This is a genomic window from Pseudomonas sp. CFBP 13727, from assembly GCF_014841915.1.
Lineage (GTDB): Bacteria > Pseudomonadota > Gammaproteobacteria > Pseudomonadales > Pseudomonadaceae > Aquipseudomonas > Aquipseudomonas baltica.
On the sequence record NZ_JACYUT010000005.1, the window covers coordinates 257,592 to 273,107 of the forward strand.

The following is a 15,516-nucleotide window of genomic DNA, read 5'->3' on the forward strand; positions in this document are numbered from 1 at the left end:
CCAGTCCGCCGGGCTGGGCGCGGCCTGGCGCACAGCTGGTATCATCGTCCGCTAATCTTCATACGGATCGATTCATGCCCATTCGCGAAATCCGCATCGCCACCCGTAAAAGCGCGCTTGCTCTGTGGCAGGCCGAATACGTCAAGGCCCGCCTGGAGCAGGCGCATCCCGATCTGCAGGTCACCCTGGTGCCGATGGTCAGTCGCGGCGACAAGCTGCTCGACTCACCCTTGTCGAAGATCGGCGGCAAGGGGCTGTTCGTCAAGGAGCTGGAAACCGCCCTGCTCGAAGGCACGGCGGACATCGCCGTGCACTCGATGAAAGACGTGCCGATGGACTTCCCCGACGGGCTGGGGCTGTACTGCATCTGCGAGCGCGAAGACCCTCGCGACGCCTTCGTTTCCAACGCCTGGGACAGCCTGGAGGCGCTGCCGCCCGGCAGCATCGTCGGCACCTCCAGCCTGCGTCGCCAGACCCAGCTGCTGGCGCGACGTCCCGACCTGCAGATCCGCTTTCTGCGCGGCAACGTCAACACCCGCCTGGCCAAGCTCGATGCCGGTGAATACGACGCGATCATTCTGGCTGCGGCCGGCCTGATCCGCCTGGGCTTCGAAGAGCGCATCACCACCAGCATCAGCGTCGAAGACAGCCTGCCTGCGGGCGGCCAGGGCGCGGTCGGCATCGAGTGCCGGACGGCCGACAGCGAGATCCACGCGCTGCTGGGGTCATTGCATCACCGCGATACCGAATTTCGCGTGAGCGCCGAGCGCGCCCTGAACAAACACCTCAACGGTGGCTGCCAAGTGCCCATTGCCTGTTACGCCGTGCTCGAAGGGGAGCAGATCTGGCTGCGCGGCCTGGTGGGCGACCCGGCTGGGCAGCGTCTGCTGCATGCTCAGGCACGCGCGCCGCTGGCCGATGCGCAACAGTTGGGCGTACAGGTGGCCGAAGCCCTGCTGGAGCAGGGCGCCGACGACATTCTGCGCGCGGTGTACGGCGAGGCCGGTCATCCTTGAACCCCTGGCGAGTGTTGCTGACCCGACCCTGCGACGAGTGCGCGCTGCAAGCCCAGGCGCTGCTGGAACAGGGCGTGTTCGCGGCGAGCCTGCCATTGCTGGCGATCGAGCCGCTAGCGGACAGCGACACTCAGCGGCAGGTGTTGGCCGAACTGAATCGATACAATGCCGTGATCGTGGTCAGCAAGCCCGCCGCGCGCCTGGCCCTGGACCGCGCGCCTGCCAACCTCGGGCAGACCTCGTGGTTCAGCGTCGGTGCCGGCACGGCGGCCATTCTCGAAGAGCGTGGGCTGACCGTGACGTATCCTGAAACAGGAGACGATAGCGAAGCCTTGCTGAATCTGGCCCAATTGCGCGTCGCATTGGCGAGCCCCCATCCACGGGTGCTGATCATCCGTGGCGAAGGCGGACGCGAGGCTCTGGCCGAGCACTTGCGTGAGCAGGGCGCGACGGTAGAGTATCTGCAACTGTACCGACGCAGCATTCCGGTCTACCCACCGGGTGCGCTGGCGTCCCGTATCGCATCGGAACGCTTGAACGCCTTGGTGGTCAGCAGTGGGCAGGGTTTTCAACACTTGCACCAATTGGCAGGCGAGCAGTGGTCGGTGATCCGTACCCTGCCGCTGTTCGTGCCCAGCCCGCGGGTAGCTGCGCTGGCGCGTGAAGCCGGTGCGGTGAATGTTGTGGATTGCCGAGGTGCCAGTACCTCGGCGTTGCTGGCGGCGCTGCGCACGCAGGCCGCACCCAGATCGTAAGGCGCGACCGCCAGCGAGGCGACCGCGCCCCTATGCAAAGGATGGACACGTGAGCGAAACAGCCTTGCCCAAAGACGAACCCAAGAGCGCCCCACAGGTGCCCTTCGAACAGCCAGCCGCCTTGCCCCCGCAGCGCTCGGCCAATGGCAACGGCTTGGCGATCATTGCGCTGCTGCTTGCCGCTGCCGGTCTGGCCGCAGCAGGCTGGGGCGTGTGGCAGGTGCGCACGCTGACCGCCGGCCACCAGCAGCAGTCGCGGGTGATCGAAGGGCTCGCCACGCAAACGCTGACGCTGGAACACAACGAACGGCAACTCAGTGCCGATCTCGCGCAGTTGCCCGACTCCAACGAACTCGAAGACCGCCACCGCCTGCTCGCCCAGTTGCAGGGCGATCAGCAGCGCTTGAGCCAGCGCCTGGAAACCGTGCTGGGCGCCAGCCGCAAGGACTGGCGTCTGGCCGAAGCGGAGCACCTGCTGCGCCTGGCCAGCCTGCGCCTGTCTGCTCTGCAGGACGTCACCAGCGCCAAGGCGCTGGTGCAGGGCGCCGACGAAATCCTGCGCGAGCAGGACGACCCGCAGGCCTTCGCCGCACGCGAGCAACTGACCCGCAGCCTGGCGTCGCTGCAAGGCACCACCCAGCCGGATCGCACCGGGCTGTTCCTGCAGCTGAGCGCCTTGCGCGAGCAGGCCACGCAGCTGACGGCGCTGGCGCCCGAATTCCAGGCGGCCGCGGCAGCTGCGCAGGGCAACTCACCAGAAGGCGAAACCCGCTGGCGCCAGTGGTGGAACAAGATTTCCGGTTTCTTCCGGGTCGACTTCAGCCCCGACGACAGCATCCGGCCGTTGCTCGCCGGGCAGAGCCTGAGTCAGGTTCGCCTGGCCTTGAGCCTGGCGCTGGAGCAGGCCCAGTGGGCTGCGCTCAATGGTCAGGGCAAGGTGTATACGCAAGCGCTGGACGACGCCCGCAGTATTCTGGTGGCGGGCTTCAATCGCGAGAATGGCCCGACCCAGGCCATGATCGAACAGTTGACTGCCCTGAAGAATCAGCCGGTTTCGGTCACCACACCTGATCTGGATGCAAGCCTCAACGCCATCCAGGCCTACCTGCAACATCGTCACACACCGGTCGAAGGCCTGCAGAAGTCGACCGAAGCAGCGCCGGCCGCTGTGGAGAGCCAACCATGAAACGGTTCTACGTGATCCTGTTTCTGGTGATTGCCGCCATGGTCGGCCTCGGCCTGGCCGTGGCCAAACACCCCGGCTACGTACTGATCGACTACCCCCATGTGATGCGCTACGAGTCGGGCCTGTGGAGCACGCTGCTGGCGTTGCTGGTGCTGGTCTTGGTGGCGTTCGTCGTCTACCTGCTGATCAGCGTGCTGGTCAGCTCCGGCCGCGTGGTCAATCCATGGTCGGGCCGCAATCGCAACCGCCGCGTGCAGACATCCATCGAGAAGGGCCAGCTGGACCTCGCCGAAGGGCGCTGGGCCAGTGCCCAGAAGCACTTGCAGCACGCAGCCGAAAATGAACGCCAGCCATTGCTCTATTACCTCGGCGCAGCACGCGCCGCCAATGAACAGGGCCGCTACGAAGACAGTGACAGCCTGCTCGAACGGGCCCTGGCACGTCAGCCACAAGCGGAATTGGCAATTGCCTTGAGCCATGCTCAGTTGCAGAGCGATCGCGGCGACAGTGACGGCTCCCTGCAGACCCTGCAGGCCATGCACGAGCGTCATCCGCGTAACGTACAGGTGCTGCGGCAGCTGCAGCGTGTGCATCAGCAGCGTGGTGACTGGCCAGCAGTGGTCAAGCTGCTGCCACAACTGCGCAAGGACAAGGCCCTGCCGGCGGCCGAACTCGCCGAGCTCGAGCGACGTGCCTGGGGCGAGAACCTGAGCGTGGCGGCGCACGCGCCCGTGCAGGAACAAGGGCAGGGAGAGGCCGGCCTGGCTGCACTGGAGCACGCCTGGCAGGCACTCAGCTCAGCACAGCGCCAGGAACCCGCATTGGTGCTCGCCTATGCCGAGCAACTGCGTCAGGTGGGTGCCCAAGCCCAGGCTGAAGACGTGCTACGGACTGCGCAGAAGCGTCAGTACGACACGCACCTGGCTCGCCTCTATGGCCTGGTGATCGGCACTGACCCTGCGCGCCAACTGCAGACTGCCGAAGGCTGGCTCAAACAGCACCCCCACGATGCCGGGTTGTTGCTGACCCTGGGTCGCCTGTGCCTGCAGAACCGCTTGTGGGGCAAGGCCCGCGACTACCTGGAAAGCAGCCTGCGCCTGCAGCGCAGCCCGGAAACCTGCGCAGAACTTGCACGCCTGCTCGCCCAGTTGGGCGATACCGAACGCAGCAACCAGTTGTTCCAGGAAGGCCTCGGGCTGCTTGACGAACGGTTGCTGGCTGCACCCCTGCCCACTTCGGTGCGCACGCTCTGAATTGCTTTCGCGTGTAGAACGAGGCCGCGCCACTGCTCTGCCCCCGTGCGCACCCGGAGGCAGGGGCAGGCGCCAGTAAAACCGGCATTTGGCGCAATGTCCCCCTGATTAAACGCTTGTATGAACTTTATCCGATGCGTACCTTGATGCCATTGGCGCACGGGCATAATCTCCCCCTGCATGTACATCGACATTCGCCGTCACAGACCGCGAATCGGTCCGAGCCCTGCTTCCTGTCGTACAGGAGCGCGAAGCCGGGCATGACCCACAAGGGAAGCACTCATCATGTTGGAAAGTTGCCAGAATGCCCAGGAACGTTGGGGCGGAGTTCACCTGCTGATCGATCGCTGGCTGCAGGAGCGCAATGAGCTGATCAAGGCGTTCGATGCATTGGGCGACACGCCTCAGGCCCTGGTCGAAGATCGCAAGAGGCTGCAGGATTTCTGCGGCTTGCTGGTCGACTACACATCGGCCGGCCATTTTGAAATCTACGAACAGTTGACCGACGAAGCCAAGGCGTTCAATGACAAGCGTGGTCTGGAACTGGCCGACACGATCTGGCCACGCATCGACGAAATCACCCAGAAAGCGCTCGACTTCAACGATTACTGCGACAAGGGCGACTGCTCCGATGCCGCCGTCATTCTGGACAAGCTCAAGGAGCTGGGTCGGTTGTTGCACGAGCGCTTCGAGCTCGAGGACTGCCTGATCGAGGTCTTGCACAACGCTCACAAGGAAGAGTCCGTCGCCCAGGCGTGACTCTCTTTCGACGCGGCCCTAAGGGGCCGTGGCCAGCAGATGAATGTCGAACGTCAGCGGTGTATTGGGTGGTATCAAGGCACCGGCGCCGTCTGTTCCATAGGCGTGGGCCGATGCAATGACCACACGCCACTTCGCGCCGACCGGCATCTGCGGCAACACCGTACGCCAGCCCTCGATGACGCTGTTCAAGCGAAACCACTGCGCCTGGGTGCTTTGGTCGAACACGCTGCCGTCGGGCAGCTTCCCCACGTATTGAACCTGCATACGCCCATCGGCGGTGGCAGGTGCCCCTGCGCCAGGTTCCAGTACGGTTACCAGAATGCCCTCAGCGATCTCCCGCACCCCGGCCTTGGCTCGTTCGGCGGCCATGAAGCGGCGCTCGGCGGCCAGCGCCTGTTCCGTATCGGCTGCTTCGTCAGGCTTGTCCGTCTTGTCCGCCTGTGCCTGATACTGAGCCAGCAATTGGCCGATGCGCTCGTCGCTCAATGCCAGCGGCTCTTGTCGATACGCCTCCTGCAAGCCCTTGAGCAGGGCGTCGAGTTGAAGCCCGGGGGCGTCCTGGCGCAGGCGTTCCCCCAGGCTGGCGCCCACACTGTAGGCCAGGTCGCGGGCACCGTCCGGCGCAGCTTGCGCGTGCGCTTGTGGCAGGGCCAGGGACAATGGCACCAGGGACAACGACAACAGCAGGCGAGGCAACATCACATTCTCCAGGACAAGACACGGCGAGCATGGACCGATTATGCCACCGACCGGGAAACGGGGCCTCGCGGACACAGTCAACATGTTCTGGCGGCTCTACAGCCACAGGTCTAGTATGAGCCTCTACCCATCGGCCAGGAGGTAACCCATGTCGGCTAACAAGAAGCCCGTAAACACCCCGTTGCATTTGCTTCAACAGCTTTCCGGCAGTTTGCTCGAGCACCTCGAAAGTGCATGTTCCCAGGCCTTGGCCGATGCTGAAAAACTGCTCGCCAAGCTCGAGAAGCAGCGCGGCAAGGCCCAGGAAAAACTGCACAAGTCGCGCACCAAGGTGCAGGACGCTGCTACCGCCGGCAAGAAAAAGAAGCAAGCCAAGGCGCACGACTCGGTGAGCGAACTCGAACAACTGCTCGACGAGCTCAAGGACCGCCAGGCCGAAACCCGCGCCTACATCGTCGAGCTCAAGCGCGACGCCCAGGAAAGCCTGAAACTGGCGGCCGGGGTAGGGCGCGTCCAGGAAGCGGCGAGCAAGGCAATCGAAACCCGTTCGGCCAAGCCCAAGGCAACCCCTGCGGCCGCGGCCAAGTCGGCCAGCCCGGCAGCCAAGCCTGCCGCTCGCACGCCTGCCAAGAGCACCCCAGCCGGGTCGACTGCACGTGCGGCCGCGAAGCCTGCAGCCAGCAAAACCACCCGTGTAGCTGCCGCCGCCACTGCGAGCAAGCCGGCGGTTTCCCGCAGCACTACGCGCAAGGCCCTGGCGGCCCCGGGCGCGGCGGTCAAGCCTGACGCCAAGGCACCCGCCAAGCCGGCTGCGCGGCCGGCCAGAAAGCCTGCGGCCGCCAAGTCGCTTGCCGCAGCCGTGCATTCGAGTGCGACCGAGTCCGGTGCTCCCGCCACTGGCGCTCAGGACGACAAGGGCGACGCATCTTCGAGCCAAGCCTGAGTCTCCCTGGCTGCCACGCCCAGCACGTGTAACGCCGCGCTCGAGTGCGCGGCCGCTGCGGGTAGCAAAGCAGGCAGCCAGGTCATGCTCAAGCCCTGCGTAGCGAGGGGCCAAGGTGCGGCCTGATCGTGCAGGCGCTGCAGCAACTGGCGTTCGGCGTTCAGTTCCAGTGCCTTGACCGATTCGCGCAGGTGCATCAGCTCAGGGTCTTGCACGGCCTGGGCTCGCCACTGCTGGCGCAATTCGCGCAAGGGTCGCACCACGTCCTCATGCCAAGGCGTGGCGATCGCCTCCAGCAGCGTCACCCGTTCGCATGTGCAGGCCACGCCCCTGGCATCCAGCCAGGCACCGCACAGCAGCAGGCACACGTTGGCGCCATCTGCCTGCAGCTGCAGGCAGGTGGTTTCGATGCCTGGTCGGGCATAGAGGTCCAGGGCAAACTTCCACAACTCATCATGCATCGTGCTACTCGCGCCAGTGGGCAAGGAAGCTGGTAGACTTCGCCGCCATTATGATCCGACTTCAGAACCTCACTTTACAGCGTGGCCCGCAGCGTCTGCTAGAAGACGCCGAGCTGACCCTGCACGCCGGTCAGAAAGCCGGCCTCATCGGCGCCAACGGTGCTGGCAAATCCAGCCTGTTCGCCTTGCTGCGTGGCGAGCTTGTGCCCGACTCCGGCAATTGCTACCTGCCCGCCGATTGGCGTATCGCTCACATGCGCCAGGAAGTCGATACCCTCGAACGCATTGCGGTCGACTACGTACTCGATGGCGATGTGCGTCTGCGCGAAGTCCAGCAGGCACTGGCGGACGCCGAGGCCACGCAGGACGGTGCGGCCCAGGCGCGCCTGCATGCCGAGCTCGACAGTGCCGACGGCTATACCGCGGACGCACGTGCACGCAAGCTGCTCGCAGGGCTTGGTTTCAGCAACGAGCAGATGGACCGTCAGGTCGGTGATTTTTCCGGGGGCTGGCGGATGCGCCTGAGCCTGGCTCAGGCCTTGATGTGCCCTTCCGACCTGCTGCTGCTCGACGAACCGACCAACCACCTGGATCTCGACGCCATTCTGTGGCTCGAGGACTGGCTCAAGGGCTATCCCGGCACCCTGCTGTTGATCTCCCACGACCGCGACTTCCTCGACGAAGTCGTCGATCACGTGGCCCACGTCGAACAGCAGAAGCTGACCCTGTACCGTGGTGGCTACAGCGCCTTCGAACGCGCCCGTGCCGAACGCCTGGCGCAGCAGCAGCAAGCGTACGAGAAGCAGCAGGTGCAGCGCGCGCACATGGAGAAGTACATTGCGCGCTTCAAGGCCCAGGCCACCAAGGCGCGTCAGGCACAGAGCCGGATCAAGGCCCTGGAGCGCATGGAAGAGCTGTCGGCGGCACACGTCGACTCGCCCTTCGACTTCGTGTTCCGCGAATCGGTGAAGATTTCCAGCCCCTTGCTCGACCTGTCCGAAGGTCGGCTGGGCTACGGCGAAACGGCCGTGCTGGAGAAGGTCAAGCTGCAGCTTGCCCCCGGTGCGCGGATTGGCCTGTTGGGCCCCAATGGCGCGGGCAAGTCGACCCTGATCAAGAACCTCGCTGGCGAGCTCACGCCCATCGGCGGACGCCTGGTACGTGGCGAGAACCTGGTGGTGGGCTATTTCGCCCAGCACCAGCTGGACTCCCTGGACAGCAAGGCCAGCCCGTTGCTGCATCTGCAGCGGCTGGCGCCGGGCGAGCGTGAGCAGGTACTGCGCGACTTCCTCGGTGGCTTCGATTTCCGTGGTGCGCGCATCGATGAACCGGTGCTGAATTTCTCCGGTGGCGAAAAGGCCCGCCTGGCGCTGGCGTTGATTGCCTGGGAACGGCCCAACCTGTTGCTGCTCGACGAACCGACCAACCACCTCGACCTGGAGATGCGCCTGGCCCTGACCATGGCCCTGCAGGAGTTCAGTGGTGCGGTGCTGGTGGTGTCCCACGACCGGCATCTGCTCAAGAGCACCACCGACGATTTCCTGTTGGTGGCCGATGGCAAGGTCGAGCCGTTCGATGGCGATCTGGACGACTACGCGCGCTGGCTGGTGGATTATCGCCAGCGTCATGCCCCGGTCAGCAATACCCCGGTCAACCTCGACAAGACCGACAAGAAAGCCCAGCGGCAGGCCGCGGCCGCGCTGCGTCAGCAACTGGCACCGCACAAGCGCCAGGCCGACAAGCTGGAGCGCGATCTGGGTGAAGTGCACGAGAAACTGGCGAAGATAGAAGCCGCCTTGTCCGACAGCGCCCTCTACGAGGCCGCGCGCAAGGATGAACTACGCGACCAACTTGCCCAACAGGCCAAGCTCAAGGTGCGCGAGGGTGAGCTGGAAGAGCAGTGGATGGAAGCGCTGGAACTGCTCGAAGACATGCAGGCGCAGCTCGAGGCATTGGCCTGATACTGGGGCTTGATGCCGAGCTGCCTGCACGGGCCCATAGCCAAATTCGCTGCGCCGTTTTACCTTAGGCTGTCCCTATTCGAGCGTCGAGGTTCGTATGCTGCTGGAAACCTGGTTGGCCTTTTTGGTGGCGTGCTGGATCATCAGTCTTTCGCCTGGGGCCGGAGCTATCGCGTCCATGTCCAGTGGCCTGCAGCACGGTTTCCTGCGCGGCTATTGGAATGCGATCGGCCTGCAGTTGGGGCTGCTTCTGCAAATTGCGATCATTGCGGCTGGCGTCGGGGCCGTGCTCGCGGCGTCGGCCACGGCGTTCCAGGCGATCAAGTGGTTTGGCGTGCTCTATCTGCTCTATCTTGCGTTCAAGCAATGGCGTGCACTGCCTGCCGACCTCGGTGAGGAAGCGGGGCAAAAGCCGGCTGGCAAGGCCTCGAGCCTGGTGCTGCGTGGTTTTCTGGTAAACGTCGGCAACCCCAAGGCGCTGGTATTCATGCTGGCGGTATTGCCGCAATTCATCAATCCGCACGCGCCACTGCTGGTTCAATACCTGACCATTGCAGCCACCATGGTGACCGTGGACCTGATCGTCATGGCCGGCTATACCGGGTTGGCGGCGAAGGTGCTGCGGCTGCTGCGCACGCCGCGTCAGCAGCGACGCATGAACCGCACCTTCGCCGGCTTGTTCGTGGCGGCGGCGACCCTGCTCGCTACGCTGCGGCGGGTGCCTGCCTGAATTCGGCGGTCAGGCCTGGGTGAGTTCGATCACCCGGTCCACCAGCTTGTTGATGCCGGCGGCGGCTTCGCTGATGGTCTTGGCGCTCATGTAGGCGGGGGTGCTGACCAGCTTGCGGGCGGGGTCCTCGACGATCTCGGTCACTTCGCATTCCTGGTGGGTGCCACCCATCTTCTCGATGGCCTGCGCGGTTTCGGCATCGGTACCGATGGTGCAGGTCACGCCGGGGCCGTAGATTTTTGCCGCCAGCGCCGGTGAGATGCAGATCAAGCCAACCGGCTTGCGCGCTTCGGCGAAGGCCTCGGCCAGTGCCTGCACTTGCAGGTTGACCGAGCAGGCGGCGCCGTCGCTGGCGAAAGAGGACAGATTCTTCGCCGCGCCGAATCCGCCTGGAACGATCAAGGCATCGAAGTCGTCGGCGTTGGCCAGGGCGATGTCCTTGACCTCGCCACGGGCGATCCGCGCCGATTCCACCAGCACGTTGCGCGACTCGGGCATTTCCTCGCCGTTCAAGTGGTTGATCACATGCTTCTGGGCGACGTCGGGCGCGAAGCACTGCACTTCGCAGCCGCGCTGGTCCAGGCGCAGCAAGGTGATCACGCTTTCCTGAATTTCGCTGCCGTCATAGACGCCACAGCCGGAAAGGATCACCGCGATTTTCTTGGTCATGTCGAACTCCGATTGTGGCCACTGCTTCATTGGCATGTGTTCAGTAGCATGGATCACGCTCGGCGGCGTGTGTTCAGTTCGAGCGGGCCCTCAGGGCTGCTCGTCACCGGGCGCAGGCGTCGCCGCAGGGGCTTCCAGGCGCGCCTGGCGGGCGATGCGTGCGGCCTTGATGCGGCGCCGTACCCACAGCAGGACGCCGATCAGCACCAGCGCGCCAAGGACCCACAGCTCGTATTTCTTGACGTTGCCCAGCATGTGTTCGAGGAACGAGCCGAAATGGTAGGCCGCCAGGCCCAGTGCCGTGGCCCATACTGCGGCGCCGATGCCGTTGAGCAGCAGGTAACGCCGTGGTGGATAGCCGGACAAGCCGATTGCCACTGGCATGACAGTGCGCAGGCCATAGACGAAACGAAAGCTCAGCACCCAGATGTCCGGATGCCGGCGGATGTGCTCCAACGCACGGTCGCCCAACAGCTGCCAACGAGGTTTGCGCGCCAGTAGCTTGCGTCCATGCTTGCGGCCCATGAAATACCATAGCTGGTCGCCTGCGTAGCTGCCGAAGAAGGCCACCACCACAACCATGTTGATATCCATGTAGCCACGGAACGCCAGAAACCCGGCCAGGACCAGAATGGTCTCGCCTTCGAAGAACGTGCCGAGGAACAGGGCGAAATAGCCAAAATCGTTCAGGAATTGTTGGAGCATTTTATCGATGCTGGCGAAGTGAATGCGCAGCCTAACCCGTCATGGACATACATGAAAGTGTCCAAATGTGTCTTGTCGTGAACAATGCTTGTCAACCTGAGAACGCAGACACCTTGTGGATGCGGCCGGTCATGTCATGCAACCGTCATAATCCATGCTTATAACTGTCGCGCCCCCCTTCCAAGCGTGCAGGCGTCAATGGCATCCTGACGCATTACGCGATCCGTGCCGCTCAATTGCAAAGGGCAGTTACGCCCTCGGGAACGCCAGATGAACAACGAAGCCCAGACTCAAGTCGCTCTCACCCAAGATCAGCCGGTGGTCGAAACCCCGGTAGAAGCGCCGTTGGTCATAGAAGCCATCGTCGAACCCGCGCACCCGAGCGAGGCCCTCGCGCCGGCGCCGCACATCGTCGTGCCGGGGCTGGACGACAGCAGCCTGTACATCCATCGCGAGCTGTCGCAGTTGCAGTTCAACATCCGCGTGCTGGAGCAGGCGTTGGATGAATCCTATCCGCTGCTCGAGCGGCTCAAGTTCCTGCTGATCTTTTCCAGCAACCTCGACGAATTCTTCGAGATCCGCGTCGCAGGGCTCAAGAAGCAGATCACCTTTGCCCGCGAACAGGCCGGCGCCGACGGTCTGCAGCCGCATCAGGCGCTGGCGCGGATCAGCGAGCTGGTGCATGGCCATGTCGATCGCCAGTACGCCATCCTCAACGACATCCTGTTGCCGGAGCTGGAGAAACACCAGGTTCGCTTCATTCGTCGTCGGCATTGGACAACCAAGCTCAAGACCTGGGTGCGTCGCTATTTCCGCGACGAAATCGCGCCGATCATCACGCCCATCGGCCTGGACCCTACGCACCCGTTCCCGCTGCTGGTGAACAAGAGCCTGAACTTCATCGTCGAGCTCGAAGGCGTCGATGCCTTCGGTCGCGACTCTGGCCTGGCGATCATTCCGGCACCGCGGTTGCTGCCGCGGGTGATCAAGGTGCCCGAGGACGTAGGCGGGCCGGGCGACAATTTCGTGTTCCTGTCCTCGATGATCCATGCCCATGCCGATGACCTGTTCCAAGGCATGAAAGTGAAGGGCTGCTATCAATTTCGCCTGACCCGCAACGCCGACCTGTCGGTCGATACCGAGGACGTCGAAGACCTGGCGCGTGCGCTGCGCGGCGAGCTGTTCTCGCGTCGCTACGGCGATGCGGTACGTCTGGAAGTGGCCGACACCTGTCCCAAGCTTCTGTCCGACTATCTGCTCAAGCAGTTCAACCTGTCGGACACCGAGCTGTATCAGGTCAACGGCCCGGTCAACCTGACGCGTTTGTTCAGCATCACCGGTCTGGACAGCCATCCCGAGCTGCAGTACCTGCCGTTCACGCCACAGATTCCGAAGCTGTTGCAGAACAGCGAGAACATTTTCAGCGTGGTCAGCAAGCAGGACATCCTGCTGCTGCACCCCTTCGAATCGTTCACGCCCGTGGTCGATCTGTTGCGCCAGGCGGCCAAGGACCCTCATGTGCTGGCCGTGCGGCAGACGCTGTACCGCAGCGGTGCCAATTCCGAGATCGTCGATGCGTTGGTGGATGCCGCCCGCAATGGCAAGGAAGTCACCGTCGTCATCGAGCTGCGCGCGCGCTTCGACGAGGAATCCAACCTGCAGCTGGCCAGCCGTCTGCAAGCCGCGGGCGCGGTGGTGATCTACGGCGTGGTGGGCTTCAAGACCCACGCCAAGATGATGCTCATTCTGCGCCGCGAGGCGGGCGAGATCGTACGCTATGCACACCTTGGCACCGGTAACTACCACGCCGGCAATGCCAAGCTGTACACCGACTACAGTCTGCTGACCTCGGACGATGCACTGTGCGAAGACGTCGGCAAGTTGTTCAGCCAGTTGATCGGCATGGGCAAGACCTTGCGCATGAAGAAGCTGTTGCATGCACCCTTCACGTTGAAGAAGGGCATGCTCGACATGATCGCTCGCGAGACCCAGTACGCCATCGAAGGCAAGCCGGCGCACATCATTGCCAAGTTCAACTCGCTGACCGACCCGAAGGTCATTCGCGCGCTGTACAAGGCCAGCCAGTCAGGCGTGCGCATCGATCTGGTGGTGCGCGGCATGTGCTGCCTGCGTCCGGGCATTCCCGGGGTGTCACACAACATCCATGTGCGCTCGATCATCGGGCGGTTCCTGGAGCACACGCGGGTGTTCTACTTCCTCAACGGAGGCGAGGAGCAGATGTTCCTGTCCAGTGCCGACTGGATGGAGCGCAACCTCGACAAGCGCGTCGAAACCTGTTTCCCGGTGGAAGGCAAGAAGCTGATCGTGCGGGTCAAGAAGGAGCTGGAAAGCTACCTGACCGACAATACCCATTCCTGGATCCTGCAGGCCGACGGGCGCTACGTGCGCAACACCCCGACCGGCAACCAGAACGCCCGCAGCGCGCAGGACACGCTGCTCGAACGGCTGAGCAACCCGATCCTGCCGGTGCGCTAGCAGTCAGCAAGATCGGAGGTGCGGCTTTCGCGGCCACTGGCCGCTCCTACGGGAATCGCGTTGCACCGTAGGAGCGGTCATCGGCCGCGAAACACCCGATGCGGTTTATCAGGCAGGTGGCGGTGCGGCTTTCGCGGCCACTGGGCGCTCCTACGGGAATCGCGTTGCACTGTAGGAGCGGTCATCGGCCGCGAAACACCCGATGCGGTTTATCAGGCAGGTGGCGGTGCGGCTTTCGCGGCCACTGGGCGCTCCTACGGGAATCGCGTTGCACTGTAGGAGCGGTCATCGGCCGCGAAACATGCGCTGCGGTTTATCGGGCAGATGGCGGTGCGATCTCAGCGCACGGTGAGGGTGAAGCCTACGCGGGTTAGCCATTCGGCTTCCTGGGCGAAGTCGGCCTGGGTCAGCTGGTTGTTCTCCAGCCAGCCATCGGGGAACACCACATCCAGGCTCTTGGCCTTGGCATGCAGGGACACCGCCGGCATCTCCTGGGTACCACGGATGTGGTGGAACAGGATGGCGAAGCGCAGCAGCACGCACAGACGGATCAACTGCACACCGTCATCGCCGAACTCGGCGAATTTGTCCTTGGGAATGTTGCGGCGGTGGCCGCGCACCAGCAGCGCCAGCATCTGCTGGTCTTCGCGCGAGAACCCGGCCAGGTCGGAGTGTTCGATCAGGTAGGCGCCGTGCTTGTGGTAATGGTAATGGGCAATGTCCAGGCCTATCTCGTGAACCTTCGCCGCCCAGCCCAGCAGCTCGCGCCAGACCCCGTCTTCCAGCTCCCAGTCCGCCGCCACCTGGTCGAAGGCATGCAGCGCCTTGCGCTCGACGCGCTCGGCCTGCTCGACATCGACGTGGTAGCGGGTCATCAACGAACCCAAAGTACGTTCGCGCACATCTTCGTGGTGATGACGGCCCAACAGGTCGTACAGCACGCCTTCGCGCAGGGCGCCATCGCAATGGTCCATGCGCTGCAGGGTGAGGGCATCGAAGATCGCTTCGAGAATCGCCAGCCCGGCGGGAAAGATGGTCCGGCGGTCCGGCTTGATGCCGTCGAAATCGATCTTGTCGACATCGCCCAGCTTGAACAGCTTGCGCTTGAGCCAGGCCAGCCCCTCGGCATTGACCTCGCCGCTGCCCTGGCCGCCGGCCTTGAGGGCCAGGCCGATGGCGCGGATGGTGCCGGAGGAGCCGATGGCCTCGTCCCAGCTGAGCCGGTGCAGGGCATTCTCGATGCTCATGATCTCCAGGCGCGCCGCCGTATACGCCTGGGCGTAGCGGGCCGGGGTGATCTTGCCATCGCGGAAGTAGCGCTGGGTGTAGCTCACGCAGCCCATCTGCAGGCTCTCGCGCAGCAGGGGTTCGAAGCGCTGGCCGATGATGAACTCGGTGCTGCCGCCGCCGATGTCGGCGACCAGGCGCTTGCCCGGCGTGTCGGCCAGGGTGTGGGAGACGCCCAGATAGATGAGGCGGGCCTCTTCGCGGCCCGAGATGACCTCTACCGGATGGCCGAGGATCTGCTCGGCGCGGACGATGAATTCGTTGCGGTTGCGGGCTTCGCGCAGGGCGTTGGTGCCCACGATGCGCACCGCGCCCAGGGGCAGGCCGTTGATCAGTTGGGCGAAGCGCTTGAGGCAGTCCAGACCGCGCTGCATCGACTCTTCGCTGAGCTTGCGCTCTTCGTCGATGCCGGCGGCCAGCTGGACCTTTTCGCCCAGGCGTTCGAGGATGCGGATTTCATTGACGTGGGCCTTGGCCACCACCATATGAAAGCTGTTCGAGCCCAGGTCGATGGCGGCGATCAGGGACAGGTTCTTGGCTTTGGTCTGCGGCATGGTCAAAGGATCTCGGTCGTTAACCCCCGCATCGTGCCA

Annotated in this window: 13 protein-coding genes and 1 pseudogene; 9 read left to right on the plus strand and 5 right to left on the minus strand. The window is 63.9% G+C overall.

Annotated features, from left to right (window positions below):
• The first annotated feature begins 74 nt into the window (after positions 1 to 74).
• The 5 genes from hemC to rsd all read left to right on the plus strand — a co-directional run bounded on the left by hemC (position 75) and on the right by rsd (position 4,969).
• On the plus strand, positions 75 to 1,016 hold the full coding sequence (gene hemC, locus IFT76_RS16815; protein ID WP_122479919.1) for a hydroxymethylbilane synthase: 942 nt from the start codon (positions 75 to 77) through the stop codon (positions 1,014 to 1,016).
• Entirely contained in the window at positions 1,013 to 1,771 is a 759-nt protein-coding gene (locus IFT76_RS16820) for a uroporphyrinogen-III synthase (RefSeq protein ID WP_185794687.1), read from the plus strand. Before hemC ends, IFT76_RS16820 begins: the two co-directional genes overlap by 4 nt.
• 49 nt (positions 1,772 to 1,820) lie before the next feature.
• Entirely contained in the window at positions 1,821 to 2,957 is a 1,137-nt protein-coding gene (locus tag IFT76_RS16825; protein ID WP_192059385.1) for a uroporphyrinogen-III C-methyltransferase, read from the plus strand.
• Complete coding sequence (locus IFT76_RS16830; protein ID WP_192059388.1) at positions 2,954 to 4,210, plus strand: heme biosynthesis HemY N-terminal domain-containing protein; 1,257 nt, start codon at positions 2,954 to 2,956, stop codon at positions 4,208 to 4,210. The genes IFT76_RS16825 and IFT76_RS16830 overlap by 4 nt, the downstream gene beginning before the upstream one ends.
• Positions 4,211 to 4,495: 285 nt before the next feature.
• Positions 4,496 to 4,969, plus strand: a complete 474-nt coding sequence (gene rsd / locus IFT76_RS16835; protein ID WP_122479915.1) for a sigma D regulator — start codon at positions 4,496 to 4,498, stop codon at positions 4,967 to 4,969.
• Positions 4,970 to 4,987: 18 nt separating this feature from the next.
• Here the strand turns inward: rsd and IFT76_RS16840 are convergent, their stop codons facing one another.
• Positions 4,988 to 5,671: an FKBP-type peptidyl-prolyl cis-trans isomerase gene (locus IFT76_RS16840; protein ID WP_192055081.1), complete on the minus strand. Its 684-nt coding sequence runs from the start codon at positions 5,669 to 5,671 to the stop codon at positions 4,988 to 4,990.
• A 148-nt stretch (positions 5,672 to 5,819) separates the two neighbouring features.
• Here IFT76_RS16840 and IFT76_RS16845 point away from each other — a divergent pair.
• Positions 5,820 to 6,560, plus strand: a pseudogene (locus IFT76_RS16845) (AlgP family protein); the annotation flags it as partial.
• A 14-nt stretch (positions 6,561 to 6,574) separates the two neighbouring features.
• Here the strand turns inward: IFT76_RS16845 and IFT76_RS16850 are convergent.
• Positions 6,575 to 7,075 carry a TIGR02444 family protein gene (locus IFT76_RS16850; protein ID WP_192059391.1) on the minus strand — a complete coding sequence of 167 codons (501 nt, stop codon included), beginning with the start codon at positions 7,073 to 7,075 and terminating at the stop codon, positions 6,575 to 6,577.
• Positions 7,076 to 7,125: 50 nt separating this feature from the next.
• On the opposite strand from IFT76_RS16850, the gene IFT76_RS16855 reads away from it, so the two are divergent.
• Both IFT76_RS16855 and IFT76_RS16860 read left to right on the plus strand, forming a co-directional pair.
• Complete coding sequence (locus IFT76_RS16855) at positions 7,126 to 9,036, plus strand: ATP-binding cassette domain-containing protein (protein WP_122796174.1); 1,911 nt, start codon at positions 7,126 to 7,128, stop codon at positions 9,034 to 9,036.
• A 97-nt stretch (positions 9,037 to 9,133) separates the two neighbouring features.
• Positions 9,134 to 9,766, plus strand: coding sequence for a LysE family transporter (locus IFT76_RS16860; protein ID WP_185794693.1), 633 nt, complete (start codon positions 9,134 to 9,136; stop codon positions 9,764 to 9,766).
• A gap of 9 nt (positions 9,767 to 9,775) precedes the next feature.
• On the opposite strand, the gene elbB is transcribed toward IFT76_RS16860, so the two are convergent.
• Entirely contained in the window at positions 9,776 to 10,435 is a 660-nt protein-coding gene (gene elbB, locus IFT76_RS16865; protein WP_192059393.1) for an isoprenoid biosynthesis glyoxalase ElbB, read from the minus strand.
• A 90-nt stretch (positions 10,436 to 10,525) separates the two neighbouring features.
• A complete protein-coding gene (locus IFT76_RS16870; protein WP_122479910.1) occupies positions 10,526 to 11,140 on the minus strand; it encodes a DedA family protein in 615 nt (204 codons plus the stop codon).
• A 270-nt stretch (positions 11,141 to 11,410) separates the two neighbouring features.
• Here IFT76_RS16870 and ppk1 point away from each other — a divergent pair, with 270 nt between their 5' ends.
• Positions 11,411 to 13,636: a polyphosphate kinase 1 gene (ppk1, locus tag IFT76_RS16875; protein ID WP_122479909.1), complete on the plus strand. Its 2,226-nt coding sequence runs from the start codon at positions 11,411 to 11,413 to the stop codon at positions 13,634 to 13,636.
• Positions 13,637 to 13,974: 338 nt separating this feature from the next.
• Here the strand turns inward: ppk1 and ppx are convergent, their stop codons facing one another.
• Positions 13,975 to 15,477, minus strand: a complete 1,503-nt coding sequence (gene ppx, locus IFT76_RS16880; RefSeq protein WP_192059396.1) for an exopolyphosphatase — start codon at positions 15,475 to 15,477, stop codon at positions 13,975 to 13,977.
• Positions 15,478 to 15,516: the final 39 nt, after the last annotated feature.

Coding starts and splice junctions, on each gene's coding strand:
- IFT76_RS16850 (WP_192059391.1), bottom strand. CDS start 7,075: ATGCATGATGAGTTGTGGAAGTTTGCCCTGGACCTCTATGCCCGACCA.
- IFT76_RS16870 (WP_122479910.1), bottom strand. CDS start 11,140: ATGCTCCAACAATTCCTGAACGATTTTGGCTATTTCGCCCTGTTCCTC.
- IFT76_RS16840 (WP_192055081.1), bottom strand. CDS start 5,671: ATGTTGCCTCGCCTGCTGTTGTCGTTGTCCCTGGTGCCATTGTCCCTG.
- hemC (WP_122479919.1), top strand. CDS start 75: ATGCCCATTCGCGAAATCCGCATCGCCACCCGTAAAAGCGCGCTTGCT.
- rsd (WP_122479915.1), top strand. CDS start 4,496: ATGTTGGAAAGTTGCCAGAATGCCCAGGAACGTTGGGGCGGAGTTCAC.
- IFT76_RS16855 (WP_122796174.1), top strand. CDS start 7,126: ATGATCCGACTTCAGAACCTCACTTTACAGCGTGGCCCGCAGCGTCTG.
- elbB (WP_192059393.1), bottom strand. CDS start 10,435: ATGACCAAGAAAATCGCGGTGATCCTTTCCGGCTGTGGCGTCTATGAC.
- ppx (WP_192059396.1), bottom strand. CDS start 15,477: ATGCCGCAGACCAAAGCCAAGAACCTGTCCCTGATCGCCGCCATCGAC.
- IFT76_RS16860 (WP_185794693.1), top strand. CDS start 9,134: ATGCTGCTGGAAACCTGGTTGGCCTTTTTGGTGGCGTGCTGGATCATC.
- IFT76_RS16830 (WP_192059388.1), top strand. CDS start 2,954: ATGAAACGGTTCTACGTGATCCTGTTTCTGGTGATTGCCGCCATGGTC.
- ppk1 (WP_122479909.1), top strand. CDS start 11,411: ATGAACAACGAAGCCCAGACTCAAGTCGCTCTCACCCAAGATCAGCCG.